The organism is Acidovorax sp. Root267, from assembly GCF_001429215.1.
In the GTDB taxonomy this organism is placed as follows: domain Bacteria; phylum Pseudomonadota; class Gammaproteobacteria; order Burkholderiales; family Burkholderiaceae_C; genus Acidovorax; species Acidovorax radicis.
Window position 1 is genome coordinate 1 of record NZ_LMJC01000007.1, and the last position, 16,327, is coordinate 16,327.

The following is a 16,327-nucleotide window of genomic DNA, read 5'->3' on the forward strand; positions in this document are numbered from 1 at the left end:
GAGGGGGGGGAGGGGGGAGGGGGGAGGGGGGAGGGGCGGACGCATTCAGCGCAGCGCCAGTTTCCACCACCCCCTCTCCCCAACCCCTCCCCCGCGAGGGGGGAGGGGCTACCGGTATGCGGTGAGCGGGGGCGGTGCAGAGCGGTCACTTCCAGGCCGCCAGAAACGCCTGCAGCACCTTGGCCGAATTGGCCGCCGCCAGGCCCATGAAGGTGCCCATTTCATTCTCGCCGTCACCACCACCCGCCAGATCGCTCAGCGAGCGAAAGGCGATGTACGGCACGCCGTTGCTGTGCGCCACCATGGCGGTAGCGGCGGTTTCCATGTCGAGCACGTTGGCCTCGAAGGTCTTGAACGCGTATTCGCGGAAGGCCTTGTTGTCCACAAATGCCTGGCCCGACACGCCGCTGCCGCCCACCACGAGTTGCGGGCGTTGCTTCAGGCAGGTGCTCGCCAGGCAATGCTCCAGGCCTACGTTCTGAAGGCTGCGTGCGGTGGCCAGCATCTTCGGGTCGGCTTCAAACCAGAACTGTTTGGTGATGCCGGGCTTGGCTGCCGACCGCACCTCGACGGGGCGCGGGTGCATCATGCCGAAGGCGGGCATCGTCAGCTCGCTTTTCATCCACGCTGGGGCGCTGTACTGCCCGGGCTTGTCTTCACGCGCCATCAGCCATTCCATGTACTGGCCCCACTGCGCGGGCACGGTCACGTCGCCAATGTGCAGGCTGGGGTTCACGCCACCGGCGATGCCGGAAAAGACAATGTGGCTCACATGGAAGCGGTCCAGCACCAGCTGCGTGTTCATGGCCGCGTTGGTCATGCTGATGCCCGAGAGGAACACGACCACGGGCTTGCCTTCGAGCGTGCCGGTGGTGAACTCCACGCCGTTGACGCTGTGCTTGGCGGGTTGTTGCACTTTGGGCAGCAGCACCGTCAGTTCGGGCGCAAAGGCCGAGATGACGGCGATGCGCGGTGTGTCATCCAGCCGCACGGCTGTTTTGCCAGGCGAGGTGGCGGCACAGCCCGCGACCACTGCGGCCAGGGCCAGGGCGCCCAGCAGGCGGGTGCACCGGGTTGTCAGAGACGGCTTGGTGGTACGGGGCGTGTGCATGGTGTGGTGCCTTGTGGTTCAGACAGAAGGGTGTGAGGAGATACAAGCAAACAGGCCACCGCGTTGCAGGGGTGGCCTTTAGAACAGGTTCTTAGACACGAAGCGGGCAGTGCGCCCGCGAGGGTGCGGTGTCTACTTGGCCGTGGACTTGGGCTGGCTGTCATCCACCTTCACGGTGAACTTGCCCGCCAGGATGTCAGATTCCTTGGCCTTGACCTTGGCGACGATGTCGGCGGGGATCTTCTTCTCGAACGTGCCCAGTGGGGCGAGTTCCGAGCCCTTGTGCTTCATCATCGAATACGGGCCGTAGTCCTCGGGGGTGAACTTGCCTTCCTTGACCAGCTTGAGCGCACGGTCGATGCTGGGCTCCATGTGCCAGATGGCCGATGCCACCACCGTGTCGGGGTACTTGTCCTGCGTGTTGATCACGTTGCCAATGGCGAGTTTGCCTTTTTCCTTGGCCGCATCGCTCACACCAAAACGCTCGGCATAGAGCACATCGGCGCCCTTGTCGATCATGGCAAACGTCGCCTCCTTGGCCTTGGGCGGGTCAAACCAGCTGTTGATGAAGGTGATGGTGAACTCGACCTTGGGATTCGTTTCCTTGGCACCCGCCATGAAGGCGTGCATCAGGCGGTTGACCTCAGGAATGGGGAAACCGCCCACCATGCCGATCTTGTTCGTTTTGGTCATGCCGCCCGCGATCATGCCGCTGAGGTAAGCAGGCTCCTGGATGTAGTTGTCGAACACGCTGAAGTTGGGTGCCTGCGGCTTGCCCGAGGAGCCGAGCAGGAACGATGTCTTGGGGAAGTCCTTGGCTACCTTGCGGGCGGCGGCTTCCACCGCAAAGGCTTCGCCCACGATGAGCTGATTGCCGCCCGTGGCGTACTCGCGCATCACGCGTTCGTAGTCGGCGTTGCTGACGTTTTCACTGGCCTTGTATTCGATCTCGCCGCGTGCTTCGGCCGCCTTGAGCGCCTTGTGGATGCGGCTGACCCATTGCTGTTCAAAAGGCACCGTGTAGATCGCCGCAACCTTGATCTTGGACTGCGCTGTGGCCAAAGAGGGTGCCATCGCCATGGCGGCAGACAAGGCCATGGAGGTGCAGAGCAGGCGTCCGGTGAAGATGCGGCGAGTGGTCATGGTGGGGGTCCTTCAGGCAATCGAATGAGGAGGAGAGGTCCGGTCCTCATGCAATTTGTGCGCCAGTGGTGCTCAGCGCCAGGGGAGCGGGCCGCAGGCAAGTCTGCCAGAGGAAAGCCACCAAGTGGTAAAAAAATCGCGGCGCTGCGGTTGTCTCCATCAAAAAAAGCCACCACAGCGCCCAAAGGCACGATGGTGGCTGGGGCATGCAACAGTGCCATGCGCTTATTTGGTGCCAAAAATCCGGTCCCCCGCATCCCCCAGGCCCGGCAGGATATAGCCGTGGTCGTTGAGCTCGCGGTCGATGGCGGCGGTGAAGATCGGTACGTCGGGGTGGGCCTTTTGCAGCGTGGCAATGCCCTCGGGCGCGGCGAGCAGGCAGACGAACTTGATGGAGCGGGGGTTGAGCTTCTTCAAGCGGTCCACGCAGGCGGCGGCCGAGTTGCCGGTGGCCAGCATGGGGTCTACCACGATGATGTCGCGCTCGTCCATTTCGGACGGCATCTTGAAGTAGTACTCCACGGGCTGCAGCGTGGCCGGGTCGCGGTACAGGCCGATGTGGCCGACGCGGGCGCCTGGCACCACGTTGAGCATGCCGTCCAGAAAGCCGTTGCCCGCGCGCAGGATGGAGACCAGCACCAGCTTCTTGCCGTCGATGACCTTGCCGGTCGTGGTCTCCAGCGGGGTTTCGATCTCGAAGTCCTGCAGCGGCATGTCGCGCGTCACTTCGTAAGCCATCAGGGTCGAGAGCTCGCCCAGCAGGCGGCGAAAGCTGTTGGTGCTGGCGTCCTTTCGGCGCATCAGCGTGAGCTTGTGCTGCACGAGGGGGTGGGTGATGACGGTGACATTGCTTTGGGGTGCGGAGCTCATGGCGCGGCCTCTGGTCTACGGGATGAATGAAGGGTGTTGGCCGTATTTTGACCTCCCTTCGCCCTCTGGGCGTGGAAACTGGAGCTGTCCGACACCAGTGGCCCCGCGGAACCGGCTTTGCCGGGCCGCTGGGGCCGTCCCCCTGAGGGGGAGGCGATGCAGTCGCATCGGGGGAGAAGGTTCAGTCTGCCAGAAACCGCGCATAGCGCGCCAGATCGACATTGCCCCCGCTGATGAGGATGCCCACGCGTTCGCCGTGCAGCAACTTGCCGCCGTTGTCCGCGCCCGAGAAGGCTTGCGCGCCTGCATAGGCCAGGGCACCGGTGGGTTCCACCACGATCTTCATGCGCTCGGCAAAGAAGCGCAGGGATTGCATCAGCTGTTCGTCGCTCACGCTGATGATGTCTTCGGCATGGTCGCGGATGATGGGAAAGGTGAGTTCGCCCAGGGCCTGTGTTTGCGCGCCGTCGGCGATGGTGTGGGGTGTGGGGATGCGGACGATGTGCCCGGCGCGCAGCGACTGCTGGGCGTCGTTGCCGGTTTCGGGCTCGACGCCCACCACGCGGCACTGGGGCGCCAGGGCCTGCGCGGCCAGCAGGCTTCCGGCCAGCAGGCCGCCGCCGCCCACGCAGACGAACAGGTAGTCCAGGTCGGGCACTTCTTCAAACAGTTCCTTGGCAGCGGTGCCCTGGCCTGCAATGACGTGCGGGTGGTCGAACGGCGGTACCAGCGTCATGCCGCGCTCCAGCGCCAGGTGGCGGCTGATGGCTTCGCGGTCTTCGGTGTAGCGGTCGTAGGTGACGACCTGGGCACCATAGGCCCGTGTGGCCGCCATCTTGGAGGCGGGCGCGTCTGCGGGCATGACGATGACGGCGGGCATGTCCAGCATCCGGGCGGACAGTGCAATGGCCTGTGCATGGTTGCCGGCCGAGAAGGCCAGCACGCCACGCTCGCGCTGTTCGTCGGTGAATTGGGCCAGGGTGTTGAAGGCGCCGCGAAACTTGAAGGCGCCAGTGCGCTGCAGGTTTTCGCATTTGAAGAACAGTTGCGCGCCGAGCAGTTCGTCGGCGGTGGTGGAGCGCAGCACCGGCGTGTGGTGCGCCATGCCCTTGAGCCGGTGCGCGGCGGCGGCCACGTCGTCGTAGGTAGGCGGGGTCACACTGGGCAGCGTCATGGCGGCATCCTCCATCAGGGCGAAAGCGGGGCGGCGATGGCCCACCCCTGGGCGGCTACATGATAGCCCGTCAGCATGGAGTTTTGAGTAAAAATGGCCGCCAGCGCTTGTCCTGAAAGCGTGGGTAGCTATGAATTTTGATAGTTTGGGGCGCGCGCATCAGCGCAGATGCCCTGCCATGCCCAGGCCCGCCTCGCGGGCCGAGCCCCTTAGAACGTGTTCAAAATCTTTTCGGGGGTCGCGTTGGAGTGCAATCGGGATGAGTGGATGCTTCGGATGCGCCGCATGGGCTCGTCGTGCCCATGCAAGCGGACGAGGCTTCCAATCGCACGATTTCACTCCAACCCTTCGGGCAAGTGCCTTGCCGGGCGGTCTGCGGCGTTGCGGCGCTTGCCAATAGCCGTGGCTATTGGCTGCCCACCGCGCCTTGCATCCCATCCCGGCAAGGCGCTTGCGCGACCCCGAAAAGATCTTGAACACGTTCTTAGCCCAGCTCGCTGAACCGCTGCAGCGGCGTGAGCGCCGGGAAGTCGCCCGCGCGCTTTTGTTTCATCGCCGTGACGGACTCGCGCACATGCTGGTTGCTCCAGATGGCGCCTTGCAGCCAGCCCATCTGGCGCAGGCTGTCTTCCACCGAATGGTCGCGCGCGTAGTTCACGGCCTGTTTGGTGCCCCAGATGGCCACGGGCGGCTTGCTGGCGATCTCTTGTGCGCATTGCAAGGCAGCGGCGAGCATCGCTTCTTGGGTCTCGAACACTTCGTTGACCAGGCCGTAGCCCAGGGCCCTGGCGGCGCTCAGGCGGCGGCCGGTGTAGGCCAACTCCTTGACCACACCCAGCGGGATCAGCTTGGGCAGGCGCTGCAGCGTGCCCACGTCGGCCACCATGCCGATGTTGATCTCCTGGATGCAGAAGAACGCGTCGGCCGTGGCGTAGCGCACGCAGGCGGCGGTGACCATGTCCACCGCGCCGCCGATGCAGCCGCCGTGGATGGCCATGATCACGGGGATGCGCAGGCTTTCGATGCGGGTGAAGGTGGCCTGCATGTCGGTCAGCAGGTCAAAGATGGCGGCGCGGCCCTCGGGGCTCTGGTCGTCCATGGTGATGGCACCGCCGAAGGTCTCCAGCGCCATGCCCGCGCTGAAATGTTTGCCGGTGCTGCTGATAACCAGCGCCCGCGCCTCGCCCGATTTGTTCAGCTGGGCCAGCACCTCGTCCAGCTCGCGCCAGAAGGTGGGGTGCATGGTGTTCATGGCCTCGGGGCGGTTCAGCACCAGGTGGGCGACATGGTGGGTGATGCTGAGGGTGAAGCAGGTGGGGGTGGTGTTCATGGGCTGTCACTGTAGACCCGCTGGCCCACCCGGGGTCGTCGCCTGGGTGACTTTGGGTATTTTTGGCCGCTGGCGCTTGTCTGGCAAGCGCTTCAAGCTATAAAAAAAGGAGTAACTACCGGGGTCGCCGTGACTACGCGGTATTCCGCCGGAGCGGATGTCGCTCAATCGCCGCCGCCCCCACCGCAGCCGCCGCCATCGCCCCCTCCATCTCCGCCGCCGTCGCCACCACCGCCATCCGAACTCTCGGCACCGCCGAAGTCGCCCGAGCTGCCGCTGTAGCTGCCGTCCGAGAAGCTGGTGCCGCAGTAGCTGTCGCCACCGCTACCACCCGTGTCGCTCTTGCGGGCGATGTCGGAGCAGTCGGGCACGTAGGTGAAGCCGCCGGCAATGGCGAACTTGGCATCCAGCGCAAACAGCAGGGGCAGGCGGCTGGGGGCCTTGGGGTCGATCGACTCCTCCTTGCACACCCAGTACCAGCAGCGGCGCAGGCCGTCGTTGTGCCGCGCCTTTTTGCCCAGCGCCTCGGCCGGGGTGTGGTGCAAGAAGAAACCCAGGGCGTTGTGGCACCAGGCTTTGTAGGCCTGGGTGTGCAGGATGAACTCATGCCACAGCACATCGACCGCCTTGGAGGGCATGGCCACAAACTGCTTGTTGCCGCGCAGGCAGGCCATGAAGAACTGGCGCAGGCCGCGTTCGACCAGCTCGCAATCGCGCGTGCTCAGGTGCGGGTAGGTTTCACGCAGCTTGCGCTGCAGAAAGCGGGGCAGGGGGGCTTCGCGGATGGTGCGCTGGCGCACCGCGTTGGTCCACTGGATCACCAGGGCCGTGACGACGACCGTGGCAAAAAAATACAGGATCCAGGGCCAGCGCAAGCGCCAGGCACCCGCAAAGATCCCGACGATGGCGGCCACCCACACGCCAATCGCCAGCAGCACAACCTTGCTTGCCCACCACAGCAGAATGTTTTCGATGCGTTTCATCGTCCCTCCTTTTGTTGTTATGTGGCGATTTCACGGCGGTTATGTGACTGATTGATGACGCTTTGGACGATGTCTTCAGATTGTCACGCGCGGATTCCCAGCGGCACCACCAATAGCAGACGGTCCGGCGATGGGGCCGCGCTGGGGATGCAAGGCAGGGGCGGGAATCTGCGCCCCTGCCGGGTTCAACGCCGCTTGCTGCCGCCGAAGATGCTGCCCAGCACCCCGCGCAGGATTTCCTTGCCGATGGTGGTGCCCATGGTGCGCACCGCCGACTTGGCCATGGTCTGGGCCAGGCCGTCGCGTTTGCCACCACGCGGGCCGGTGGTGCCAAACAGCACATCGTTGAGCCCGCCCATCAGGCCGCCGCCGCTGTCTTCCGTGTTGGCGGGTGCTCCTTTGCCACTAGTCGGCGCTTGCGCACTGGCTTCGGCCGCGCGGCCCTTGAGCTTTTCGTAGGCCGATTCGCGGTCCACCACCTTTTCATACACGCCCGCGACCAGCGAGTTGGCCACCAGCACCTGGCGCTGCTGCGGTGTGATGGGGCCGAGCTGGCTGCCGGGTGGCAGTACGAAGACGCGCTCGGTGATGCTCGGACGGCCCTTGGCATCCAGAAAGCTCACCAGCGCCTCGCCCACGGCCAGCTCGGTGATGGCGGTTTCGATATCGAGGCCCGGCTTTTGCCGCATGGTGGTGGCCGTCGCTTTGACGGCCTTTTGGTCGCGCGGGGTGAAGGCCCGCAGCGCATGCTGCACACGGTTGCCCAGCTGGGCCAGCACGCTGTCGGGGATATCGAGCGGGTTTTGCGTCACGAAGTAAACCCCGACGCCCTTGGAGCGCACCAGGCGCACCACAAGTTCGATGCGCTCCACCAACACCTTGGGCGCCTCGTTGAACAACAGGTGGGCCTCGTCGAAGAAGAACACCAGCTTCGGAATCTCGGGGTCGCCGATCTCAGGCAGCTGCTCGAACAGCTCGGACAGCATCCACAGCAAAAACGTGGCGTACAGGCGCGGCGAGTTCATGAGCTTGTCGGCCGCCAGGATGTTGACCACGCCGTGGCCATCCACCGTTTGCATGAAGTCCTGGATGTTGAGCATGGGCTCGCCGAAGAACTGCGTGCCGCCCTGCTGCTCGATCTGCAGCAGCCCGCGCTGGATGGCGCCCACGCTGGCGGCGCTCACGTTGCCGTATTCGGTGGTGAACTCCTTGGCGTTGTCGCCCACATACTGCAGCATGGCGCGCAGGTCTTTGAGGTCCAGCAGCAGCATGCCGTTGTCGTCGGCGATCTTGAACACCAGGTTGAGCACACCCAGCTGGGTCTCGTTCAGGTTGAGCATGCGGCCCAGCAGCAGCGGGCCCATGTCGGACACCGTGGCGCGCACCGGGTGGCCCTGTTCGCCAAACACGTCCCACAGTGTGGTGGGGCAGGCCAGGGGGGCGGGCAGGTCCAGGCCACGCTCTTTGAGCACGGCAGCCAGCTTGTCGCCGATCTTGCCCGGCTGGCTGGCGCCCGTGAGGTCGCCCTTCACATCGGCCATGAACACCGGCACGCCAATGCGCGAGAAGTTCTCGGCCAGGGTCTGCAGGGTCACGGTCTTGCCGGTGCCGGTTGCACCGGTGATGAGCCCGTGGCGGTTGGCCAGGCCTGGAAGCAGGTGGCATTCGATGGTGTCGTGCTTGGCAATCAGCAGGGGTTCGGCCATTTCGGGTTTCCTCGGGGTGAGGGAGCCTCTGCACGCGTCGCGCGCCGTGTGCATCTGCGGTCTCGGGCGGCCTGCTGCGTTACAAATGCTCGCAATAGCTGTGGCTATTGCTGCGCTTTGTGCCTGGCAGCCCATCCCGATCCGCGGCGCCCACTTTCCGCGCGAAGCGTGCAGAGGTTCCCTGGGTTCAGCAAAAAGTAAAATCCACTGAGTAGATTAAATCAATACACCAAGTACAGAAGGACTTCCCGTGGCAGGACACAGCAAATGGGCGAATATCCAGCACCGCAAGGGGCGGCAGGATGAAAAACGCGGCAAGATCTGGACCCGCATCATTCGCGAAATCACCGTGGCCGCCCGTTCTGGTGGCGGCGACCTGTCTGCCAACCCCCGCCTGCGCCTGGCGGTGGACAAGGCCAAAGCGGCCAATATGCCCGCCGACCGCATCAAATACAACATCGACAAAGCCACCGGCAACGCCGAAGGCCTGACCTACGAAGAAATCCGCTACGAAGGCTATGGCATTGGCGGTGCGGCCATCATGATCGACACCATGACCGACAACCGCGTGCGCACCGTGGCCGAAGTACGACACGCGTTCAGCAAACACGGTGGCAACATGGGCACCGAAGGCTCGGTGGTGTTCCAGTTCAAGCACTGTGGCCAGCTGATTTTTGCCCCGGGCACGAGTGAAGACAAGGTGATGGAAGTGGCGCTGGAGGCCGGCGCTGAAGACGTGGTGACCGACGACGACGGCGCAGTGGAGGTGTTGACCGCCCCGGCCGACTTCGAAGCCGTGAAGAATGCCCTGGAAGCCGCAGGCCTCACGCCCGAAGTGGCGGGCGTGACCATGCGGCCTGAAAACACCATCGAACTGACGGGCGACGACGCGGCGCGCATGCAGCGGCTGCTGGATGTGCTGGAAGACCTGGACGATACCCAGGAGGTCTACCACAACGCGGCATTGTGACCTTGCGCCTTTGGATCGCCGCTTTTTTCTTGCGCTGACTTGTTTTCCGACTGATATTTCCCCGAACCCCGCCAAGCAGCCCAGCGCTGCGGGCCGGGTTCACCAAAGGTTCCTATGAAAGTACTTGTGATTGGTGGCGGCGGCCGTGAACACGCGATGGCGTGGAAACTGAGCCAGTCCCCCAAGGTGACCAAGGTGTATGTGGCGCCCGGCAACGGTGGCACGGCGCTGAACCCCAAGCTCGACAACGTGGCCATCACCGACGTGCGCGAACTGCGCGTGTGGGCGCAGGCTGAGAAGATCGCGCTGACCGTGGTGGGCCCCGAGGCGCCACTGGCGGCGGGTGTGGTCGATGAGTTCCGTGCCAATGGCCTGCGCATCTTCGGCCCCACCAAGGCTGCTGCCCAGCTCGAAAGCTCCAAGGCCTTTTCCAAGGCCTTCATGCGCCGCCATGGCATCCCCACGGCCGACTACGACACCTTCACCGACCCGGTCGCCGCCCACGCCTTCGTGGACCGGCTGGGCGCGCCCATCGTCATCAAGGCCGATGGCCTGGCGGCAGGCAAGGGCGTGGTCGTGGCCATGACGCTGCAGGAGGCCCATGATGCTGTGGACTTCATGCTGGTGGACAACAAGTACGGCGTGACGCACAACGAAGGCGGCGCGCGCGTGGTGATCGAGGAATTCCTCGAAGGCGAGGAAGCCTCCTTCATCGTGCTGTGCGACGGCAAGAACGTGCTGGCGCTGGCCACCAGCCAGGACCACAAGCGCCTCAAAGACGGCGACGAAGGCCCCAACACCGGCGGCATGGGCGCGTATTCGCCCGCGCCGGTGGTCACCGCCGATGTGCATGCCCGCGCCATGCGCGAGATCATCCTGCCCACCATCCGTGGCATGGAAAAGGACGGCATTCCCTACACCGGCTTCCTGTATGCCGGCCTCATGATCGACGCCAAGGGCCAGCCCAAGACGCTCGAATTCAACTGCCGCATGGGCGACCCCGAGACGCAGCCCATCCTGATGCGCCTGAAAAGCGACTTCAGCGACGTGATGGCCGCAGCGGCCGACGGTAAGCTCGACCAGATGGAACTGCAATGGGACCGCCGTACCGCGCTGGGCGTGGTTATGGCGGCGCACGGCTATCCGGAAGCTCCCCGCAAGGGCGATCCCATCACGGGCCTGCCCGCCGAGGCCGACGATGCGGTGGTGTTCCACGCCGGCACGCAGTTGCAGGATGGCGTGGTCAGCGTGACCGGTGGTCGGGTGCTGTGCGTGACGGTGCTGGCTGACAGCGTCAAGCAGGCGCAGCAACGTGCCTACGACGTGGCGCGTGGCATCCAGTTTGACGGCGCGCAATACCGCCGCGACATTGGCTTCCGCGCGGTGAAATAGCTCCCCCTGAGTCGCCTGCGGCGCCTTCCCCCACAGGGGGATGACGCCCTCGCGGCGGGGCGGCCCTTGCTTGGCGTCCCTGGCCTGGGCCGCGCCAGTTTTACCGGCAGCGCATGGCGTCGATGGCAATGGATAACTGAAATGCAACAACCTGGATTGAATCCGGCCACGACCGTGGCGACCGTACGCAGCTATTTGCAGGGCCTGCAGACGCGCATTACCGATGCGCTCGAAGCCGTGGAAGGCGAGGGCGGCGCGCGTTTTTTGGCCGATGCCTGGAGCAAACCCCCTGGTGAGCCGCTGCAAGGCGACGGCATCACCAAGATCCTGGAAGGTGGCCGGGTGTTCGAGCGCGCGGGCTGCGGTTTCAGCCATGTGCGTGGCCCGCAGCTGCCGCCCTCGGCCACGCAGCACCGGCCCGAGCTGGCGGGTGCACCGTTCGAGGCCATGGGCGTGTCGCTGGTCTTCCACCCGCGCAACCCGTACGTGCCCACCGTGCACATGAATGTGCGCATGATCGCGGCAGGCCACCCGGGTCAGACGCCCACCTGCTGGTTTGGCGGTGGCATGGACCTCACGCCGTACTACGGGTTTGAAGAAGATGCGGTGCACTTTCACCAAACCTGCCGTGACGCGCTGGCGCCGTTTGGCGACGACAAGTACCCGCGCTTCAAGCAGTGGTGCGACGAATACTTTTACCTCAAGCACCGCAGCGAGCAGCGCGGTGTGGGCGGGGTGTTCTACGACGACTTCTCGGAACTGGGTTTCGACCAGAGCCTGGCCATGACGCAGTCGGTGGGTGATGCCTTCCTCAAGGCCTACCTGCCCATCGTGGAAAAGCGCCAGAACCTGCCGTTTGGCGAGCGCGAGCGCGACTTTCAGCTCTACCGCCGGGGCCGCTATGTCGAGTTCAACCTGGTGTGGGACCGGGGCACCCACTTTGGCCTGCAGTCGGGGGGGCGCACCGAGTCGATTTTGTTGTCTATGCCGCCGCTGGTGGCTTGGTCGTACCAGCGCTCGGATGCTGCGGACACTGCTGAAGCCGACCTCACGCAACGCTTTCTAGTGCGACGCGACTGGCTGGCTGGCGAGGCTGCTGCAGCGGTTTGAAAGCCTTGACAAGCGCAAAAGCTATAATTTCAATAGCTGCCCGCGCTTTTCACACCAGCGCAAGAGGCCAAAAACACCTCAAACTGCCGCAGCGCCCCTGCGCAACACCAGCGCAACACCCAAGGCGCAGCCCTACTGGTTGCGCGCTGCGTTGCACGCTATATTGATTCCATTTCCTCTCTATTCACCGCCTGATGACCACCTCCACCAAATCGGAAACCGCCGCCAAAAAAGACGTCACCAAACTCCAGCGCGCCATCGTCGATGGCCTGGAGGACGTCAAGGCGCAAGACATCCAGGTCTTCAACACCGAGCATCTCTCGCCGCTGTTTGAACGGGTGATCGTGGCATCGGGCACCTCCAACCGCCAGACCAAGGCCTTGGCTGCCAGCGTGCGCGACGCGGTGAAAGAAGCGGGCTTCACCAAGCCGCGCATCGAAGGCGAAGACAACGGCGAATGGATCATCGTGGACTGTGGCGCCGCCGTGGCGCACATCATGCAGCCCGCCATCCGCCAGTACTACCGTCTGGAAGAGCTGTGGGGCGACACGCCAGTGCGCCTGAAGCTGGGCGCCGCCAAGCCGGTTTCCAGCGCCGCCACCGAATTGGCCGAAAAGAAGTCGGCCCAGAAGGCTGCCAAGTCCGACGCCAAGGCTGCAGGCAAGGCGCCCGCCAAAAAGGCAGCCGCACCAGCGGTGCCGGCCCGGTCGGGCAAGGCCACGGTCAAGGCCGTGGCCAAAACAGCTGCCAAGTCCGCTGCCGCACCTGCTAAATCTGCTGCGAAACCTGCAGCCAAGACAACAGCAAAAGCACCTGCCAAAGCCATCACCAAGGCCCCAGCCAAGACCCCCGCAAAAAGCAGCAGTGCCAAGGCCGCACCGGCCAAGGCGCCCGCAAAGCCAACCACTGCCGCCAAGAAGCCCGCAGCCACCAAGGCACCGATCAAGACCGTGGTCGTCAAGCCATCGGCCCCCCGCAGCAAGACCGCTGCTGCCGCCAAGACCGGTGCCAAGCCCGCCGCAACTCGCGGCGGCGCAGCTGCCAAGCCCGCAACCAAGAGGGCGCCAGGCCGCAAGTGATTGCTGCCTCGGCCATCGACGACCCACCGTACCCGCGCACCGCGCCTGAGTTTCCATGAAGCTGCTGATCGTGGCCGTGGGCCAGCGCGTGCCCGACTGGGCGCAGACGGCATACGACGACTACGCCAAGCGGTTTCCGCCGGAGCTCAAAGTCGAACTCAAAGCCGTCAAGACCGAACCGCGCGGCTCCAAAACGCTGGAGACGCTGTATGCCGCCGAGCGCGAGCGCATTGAAGCCGCCATCCCCCGGGGCACGCGCGTGGTGGCGCTGGATGAGCGCGGCACCAACCTCACCACCAAGGCCCTGGCCGAGCGCCTGAAGGGCTGGCAGCTGGGTGGCGACGATGTGGCCCTGGTCATCGGCGGCCCCGACGGGCTGGACCCGGCCTTTCGCCAGGGGGCGCACGAGCGCATCCGCCTCTCGGACCTGACCTTGCCGCACGCCATGGTGCGGGTGCTGCTCATCGAGCAGCTGTACCGCGCCTGGTCGGTGAACGCCGGGCACCCCTACCACCGCGAATGAGGCCTGGATCGGGGTGTGGGTGAAGTACTATATTTTTTATAGCTGCTAGCGCTTGATGGATAGGCGCTGGAGCTGATTTTGATTCAAAGTCCGTTCATGCCCGACTTCATCTACCTTGCCTCCCAAAGCCCGCGCCGGCGCCAGTTGCTCGAACAACTGGGTGTGCGCCACGAACTGCTGCTGCCCAATGTGGGCGGCGACGAGCCCGAAGACGCCGAGGCCATCGAAGTGGTGCTGCCCGGTGAGGCGCCCACGGCCTATGTGGAACGTGTGACCGGCCTCAAGCTCGATGCCGCCGTGGCCCGGCGCGCGCGGCGGGGTTTGCCCGATGCACCGATCCTGTGCTCTGACACCACCGTGGCCCTGGGCCGCACGATCTACGGCAAGCCCGATGACGCGCCGCATGCCGTGCGCATGCTGGCCGAACTGGCGGGGCATGAGCACCGCGTGCTCACTGCCGTGGCGTTGCAGGTGGGCGGCAAACGGCTGGCGGCACTGTCGGTGTCACGCGTGACCTTTGCCCCCATGACACCCGCGCAGATCGACGCCTATGTGGCCACGGGCGAGCCACTGGGCAAGGCCGGGGCCTATGGCATCCAGGGGCGGGCGGCGGCGTATGTGGAGCACCTGGCGGGCAGCTATTCGGGCATCATGGGGCTGCCCATGTACGAGACTGCGCAACTGCTGCGCGCTTCGGGCTTTGCCATCTAAGCGACGCTAACAAAAGACAACAACAACGCCATGCAACAAGACATCCTGATCAACTGGTCCCCCCAGGAAACCCGGGTGGCCGTGGTGGAGCACGGCGCCGTGCAGGAGCTGCACATCGAGCGCACGCTGGAGCGTGGCCTGGTGGGCAATGTTTACCTGGGAAAGGTCTCGCGGGTGCTGCCCGGCATGCAGTCGGCCTTCATCGACATCGGCCTGGAGCGCGCGGCCTTTTTGCATGTGGCCGATGTGTGGCAGCGCCAGCCCGATGGCGAGCCGCCCGCATTCGCCCGCAAGAACGAGCCGCAGGTGCCGATTGAAAAGCAGGTGTTCGAAGGCCAGTCGCTCATGGTGCAGGTCATCAAGGACCCGATTGGCACCAAGGGCGCGCGCCTTTCCACGCAGATCAGCGTGGCCGGGCGCCTGCTGGTGTTTTTGCCGCAGGACGACCATGTGGGCGTGTCGCAGAAGATTCCGCCCGCAGAGCGCGATGCGCTGCGTGCGCGCCTGCAGGCGCTGGTGGGCGACAAATCCACGGGCGGTGGCGGCGGGTTCATCCTGCGCACCAATGGCGAAGACTCTACCGACGAAGAACTGGCCGAAGACATCGCCTACCTGCGCAAGACCTGGGCGCGCATCAAGGAGGCATCGCTCAAGCTGCCGGCCATGTCGCTGCTGCACCAGGACCTGGACCTGCTGCAGCGCGTGCTGCGCGACCTGGTGGGCGACCACACGCAGACCATCCGGCTCGACTCGATGGAGCAGTTCCAGCGGCTGCGGGCGTTTGGCGTGGAGTTCATGCCCGCCGCCGCCGGCAAGCTGCAGCACTACAAGGGCGAACGTCCGATTTTTGACCTGTACTCCATTGACGAAGAAGTGGCCAAGGCCCTGGGGCGCCGCGTCGATCTGAAGTCGGGCGGTTACCTCATCGTGGACCAGACCGAGGCGCTCACCACCATCGACGTGAATACCGGCGGCTATGTGGGCGCCCGCAATTTCGACGACACCATCTTCAAGACCAACCTCGAGGCCGCGCAAGCCATTGCGCGCCAGCTGCGCCTGCGGAACCTGGGCGGCATCATCATCGTGGACTTCATCGACATGGTGCGCGACGACCACCAGCAGGCCGTGCTGGCGGAGTTCAAAAAACAGCTCGCCCGCGACCGCGTGAAGACCATGGCGGGTGGCTTCTCGCAGCTGGGGCTGGTGGAAATGACGCGCAAGCGCACCCGCGAATCCCTGGCCCACATGCTGTGCGAACCCTGCGAGGCCTGCCAGGGCAAGGGCAGCGTCAAGACCGCGCGCAGCGTGTGCTATGACGTCCTGCGCGAGATCCTGCGCGAAGCGCGCCAGTTCAACCCGCGCGAATTCCGGGTGGTGGCGTCGGCACGGGTGGTGGAGCTGTTTCTGGACGAAGAGAGCCAGCACCTCGCGGGGCTGTCGGACTTCATAGGCAAGCCGATCTCGCTGCAGGCCGAGAGTGCGATGGGGCAGGAGCAGTACGACATCGTGCTGCTCTAGCGCCCCGGCGCCCTCGCGGCCGGGGCGCAGCATCAGCTCTCGATCTGCATCGCAGGGCGTGCCTGCACCCGCGCCAGCCAGTCCTTCACGTGCGGGTGCGCATTCACCGGCGCGCCCAAGTACACGCTGTAGCCCAGCACCGACCCCACCACCAGGTCCACCAGCGAGTAGTCGGCCCCCAGCATCCAGGGCTGCTTGGCCAGACGCGCGTCCAGCACCGCCAGCAAATCGTTCAGGCCTGCTGTGGCCGCCTGTGCATGCACGGCGCTGCGCAGCGACTCCTCGCCCTGTGTGGCCACGTGCAGGCGCACCAGCACCGCGCCGTAGGTCACATACGACCAGGCACACCACGACAGGGCCTGCAGCGCCTCGGGCGTGCCCGCTGCGGGCCACAGCCCGCGTTCGATGCCAAAGCGATGGCCCAGCCACAGGTGGATGGCCAGGGTCTCGAACATGGGGGCACCGTCCACGGTCAGGGTGGGGACCTTGCCGTTGGGGTTGAGGGCCAGGTACTCCGGGCGGTGCTGTTCGCCGGTGCGGATGTCGACCTTCACGCGTTCGTGGGGCACACCCAGTTCGACAAGGGCGCAGGCGATAGGGCTGGCGCTGGACATGGGGTGCCAGTAGAGGACGATGGACATAAAAAGCTCCTTGGGGTTGTGGAAGAAAAGGTGGTGCCACTGTAAGAACCATTGCGGACAGTTTTG

General features: G+C 64.9%; 15 protein-coding genes. 7 read left to right on the forward strand and 8 right to left on the reverse strand.

Going from position 1 to position 16,327, the window contains the following annotated elements:
- Positions 1-145: 145 nt before the first annotated feature.
- From ASE39_RS08055 to ASE39_RS08085, 7 genes are all read right to left on the reverse strand, one after another.
- Positions 146-1,111 carry a 5'-methylthioadenosine/S-adenosylhomocysteine nucleosidase gene (locus tag ASE39_RS08055; protein ID WP_140426149.1) on the reverse strand — a complete coding sequence of 322 codons (966 nt, stop codon included), beginning with the start codon at positions 1,109-1,111 and terminating at the stop codon, positions 146-148.
- Between the two features lie 132 nt (positions 1,112-1,243).
- On the reverse strand, positions 1,244-2,254 hold the full coding sequence (locus ASE39_RS08060; protein WP_057270799.1) for a BMP family protein: 1,011 nt from the start codon (positions 2,252-2,254) through the stop codon (positions 1,244-1,246).
- 225 nt (positions 2,255-2,479) lie between these two features.
- On the reverse strand, positions 2,480-3,124 hold the full coding sequence (upp, locus tag ASE39_RS08065) for a uracil phosphoribosyltransferase (protein WP_057270800.1): 645 nt from the start codon (positions 3,122-3,124) through the stop codon (positions 2,480-2,482).
- A gap of 181 nt (positions 3,125-3,305) precedes the next feature.
- Positions 3,306-4,298 carry a threo-3-hydroxy-L-aspartate ammonia-lyase gene (locus ASE39_RS08070; protein WP_057270854.1) on the reverse strand — a complete coding sequence of 331 codons (993 nt, stop codon included), beginning with the start codon at positions 4,296-4,298 and terminating at the stop codon, positions 3,306-3,308.
- Between the two features lie 484 nt (positions 4,299-4,782).
- Complete coding sequence (locus tag ASE39_RS08075; protein WP_057270801.1) at positions 4,783-5,628, reverse strand: enoyl-CoA hydratase-related protein; 846 nt, start codon at positions 5,626-5,628, stop codon at positions 4,783-4,785.
- Positions 5,629-5,792: 164 nt separating this feature from the next.
- The gene (locus ASE39_RS08080) at positions 5,793-6,611 is read right to left on the reverse strand and encodes a hypothetical protein (protein ID WP_057270802.1); all 819 of its coding nucleotides are present in this window, start codon (positions 6,609-6,611) and stop codon (positions 5,793-5,795) included.
- A 185-nt stretch (positions 6,612-6,796) separates the two neighbouring features.
- Positions 6,797-8,317 carry a helicase HerA-like C-terminal domain-containing protein gene (locus ASE39_RS08085; protein ID WP_057270803.1) on the reverse strand — a complete coding sequence of 507 codons (1,521 nt, stop codon included), beginning with the start codon at positions 8,315-8,317 and terminating at the stop codon, positions 6,797-6,799.
- A 250-nt stretch (positions 8,318-8,567) separates the two neighbouring features.
- Between ASE39_RS08085 and ASE39_RS08090 the strand changes: the two genes are divergently transcribed.
- From ASE39_RS08090 to rng, 7 genes are all read left to right on the forward strand, one after another.
- A complete protein-coding gene (locus ASE39_RS08090) occupies positions 8,568-9,287 on the forward strand; it encodes a YebC/PmpR family DNA-binding transcriptional regulator (RefSeq protein WP_010458745.1) in 720 nt (239 codons plus the stop codon).
- 114 nt (positions 9,288-9,401) lie between these two features.
- Positions 9,402-10,679 (forward strand): phosphoribosylamine--glycine ligase, encoded by a 1,278-nt coding sequence (gene purD, locus ASE39_RS08095; RefSeq protein WP_057270804.1) that lies wholly within the window; start codon positions 9,402-9,404, stop codon positions 10,677-10,679.
- A gap of 141 nt (positions 10,680-10,820) precedes the next feature.
- Positions 10,821-11,789 carry an oxygen-dependent coproporphyrinogen oxidase gene (gene hemF / locus ASE39_RS08100; protein WP_057270805.1) on the forward strand — a complete coding sequence of 323 codons (969 nt, stop codon included), beginning with the start codon at positions 10,821-10,823 and terminating at the stop codon, positions 11,787-11,789.
- Positions 11,790-11,983: 194 nt separating this feature from the next.
- The gene (gene rsfS, locus ASE39_RS08105; RefSeq protein ID WP_010458751.1) at positions 11,984-12,868 is read left to right on the forward strand and encodes a ribosome silencing factor; all 885 of its coding nucleotides are present in this window, start codon (positions 11,984-11,986) and stop codon (positions 12,866-12,868) included.
- 55 nt (positions 12,869-12,923) lie between these two features.
- The gene (gene rlmH, locus ASE39_RS08110) at positions 12,924-13,391 is read left to right on the forward strand and encodes a 23S rRNA (pseudouridine(1915)-N(3))-methyltransferase RlmH (protein WP_010458753.1); all 468 of its coding nucleotides are present in this window, start codon (positions 12,924-12,926) and stop codon (positions 13,389-13,391) included.
- A gap of 96 nt (positions 13,392-13,487) precedes the next feature.
- Positions 13,488-14,102 (forward strand): Maf family protein, encoded by a 615-nt coding sequence (locus ASE39_RS08115; RefSeq protein ID WP_057270806.1) that lies wholly within the window; start codon positions 13,488-13,490, stop codon positions 14,100-14,102.
- A gap of 30 nt (positions 14,103-14,132) precedes the next feature.
- Positions 14,133-15,620 (forward strand): ribonuclease G, encoded by a 1,488-nt coding sequence (gene rng / locus ASE39_RS08120; protein WP_010458757.1) that lies wholly within the window; start codon positions 14,133-14,135, stop codon positions 15,618-15,620.
- A gap of 32 nt (positions 15,621-15,652) precedes the next feature.
- Here the strand turns inward: rng and ASE39_RS08125 are convergent, their stop codons facing one another.
- Positions 15,653-16,261 carry a glutathione S-transferase family protein gene (locus ASE39_RS08125; RefSeq protein ID WP_010458759.1) on the reverse strand — a complete coding sequence of 203 codons (609 nt, stop codon included), beginning with the start codon at positions 16,259-16,261 and terminating at the stop codon, positions 15,653-15,655.
- Positions 16,262-16,327: the final 66 nt, after the last annotated feature.

Coding starts and splice junctions, on each gene's coding strand:
- ASE39_RS08055 (WP_140426149.1), bottom strand. CDS start 1,111: ATGCACACGCCCCGTACCACCAAGCCGTCTCTGACAACCCGGTGCACC.
- purD (WP_057270804.1), top strand. CDS start 9,402: ATGAAAGTACTTGTGATTGGTGGCGGCGGCCGTGAACACGCGATGGCG.
- ASE39_RS08080 (WP_057270802.1), bottom strand. CDS start 6,611: ATGAAACGCATCGAAAACATTCTGCTGTGGTGGGCAAGCAAGGTTGTG.
- ASE39_RS08125 (WP_010458759.1), bottom strand. CDS start 16,261: ATGTCCATCGTCCTCTACTGGCACCCCATGTCCAGCGCCAGCCCTATC.
- ASE39_RS08085 (WP_057270803.1), bottom strand. CDS start 8,317: ATGGCCGAACCCCTGCTGATTGCCAAGCACGACACCATCGAATGCCAC.
- hemF (WP_057270805.1), top strand. CDS start 10,821: ATGCAACAACCTGGATTGAATCCGGCCACGACCGTGGCGACCGTACGC.
- rlmH (WP_010458753.1), top strand. CDS start 12,924: ATGAAGCTGCTGATCGTGGCCGTGGGCCAGCGCGTGCCCGACTGGGCG.
- upp (WP_057270800.1), bottom strand. CDS start 3,124: ATGAGCTCCGCACCCCAAAGCAATGTCACCGTCATCACCCACCCCCTC.
- ASE39_RS08060 (WP_057270799.1), bottom strand. CDS start 2,254: ATGACCACTCGCCGCATCTTCACCGGACGCCTGCTCTGCACCTCCATG.
- ASE39_RS08070 (WP_057270854.1), bottom strand. CDS start 4,298: ATGACGCTGCCCAGTGTGACCCCGCCTACCTACGACGACGTGGCCGCC.
- rsfS (WP_010458751.1), top strand. CDS start 11,984: ATGACCACCTCCACCAAATCGGAAACCGCCGCCAAAAAAGACGTCACC.
- ASE39_RS08075 (WP_057270801.1), bottom strand. CDS start 5,628: ATGAACACCACCCCCACCTGCTTCACCCTCAGCATCACCCACCATGTC.
- rng (WP_010458757.1), top strand. CDS start 14,133: ATGCAACAAGACATCCTGATCAACTGGTCCCCCCAGGAAACCCGGGTG.
- ASE39_RS08115 (WP_057270806.1), top strand. CDS start 13,488: ATGCCCGACTTCATCTACCTTGCCTCCCAAAGCCCGCGCCGGCGCCAG.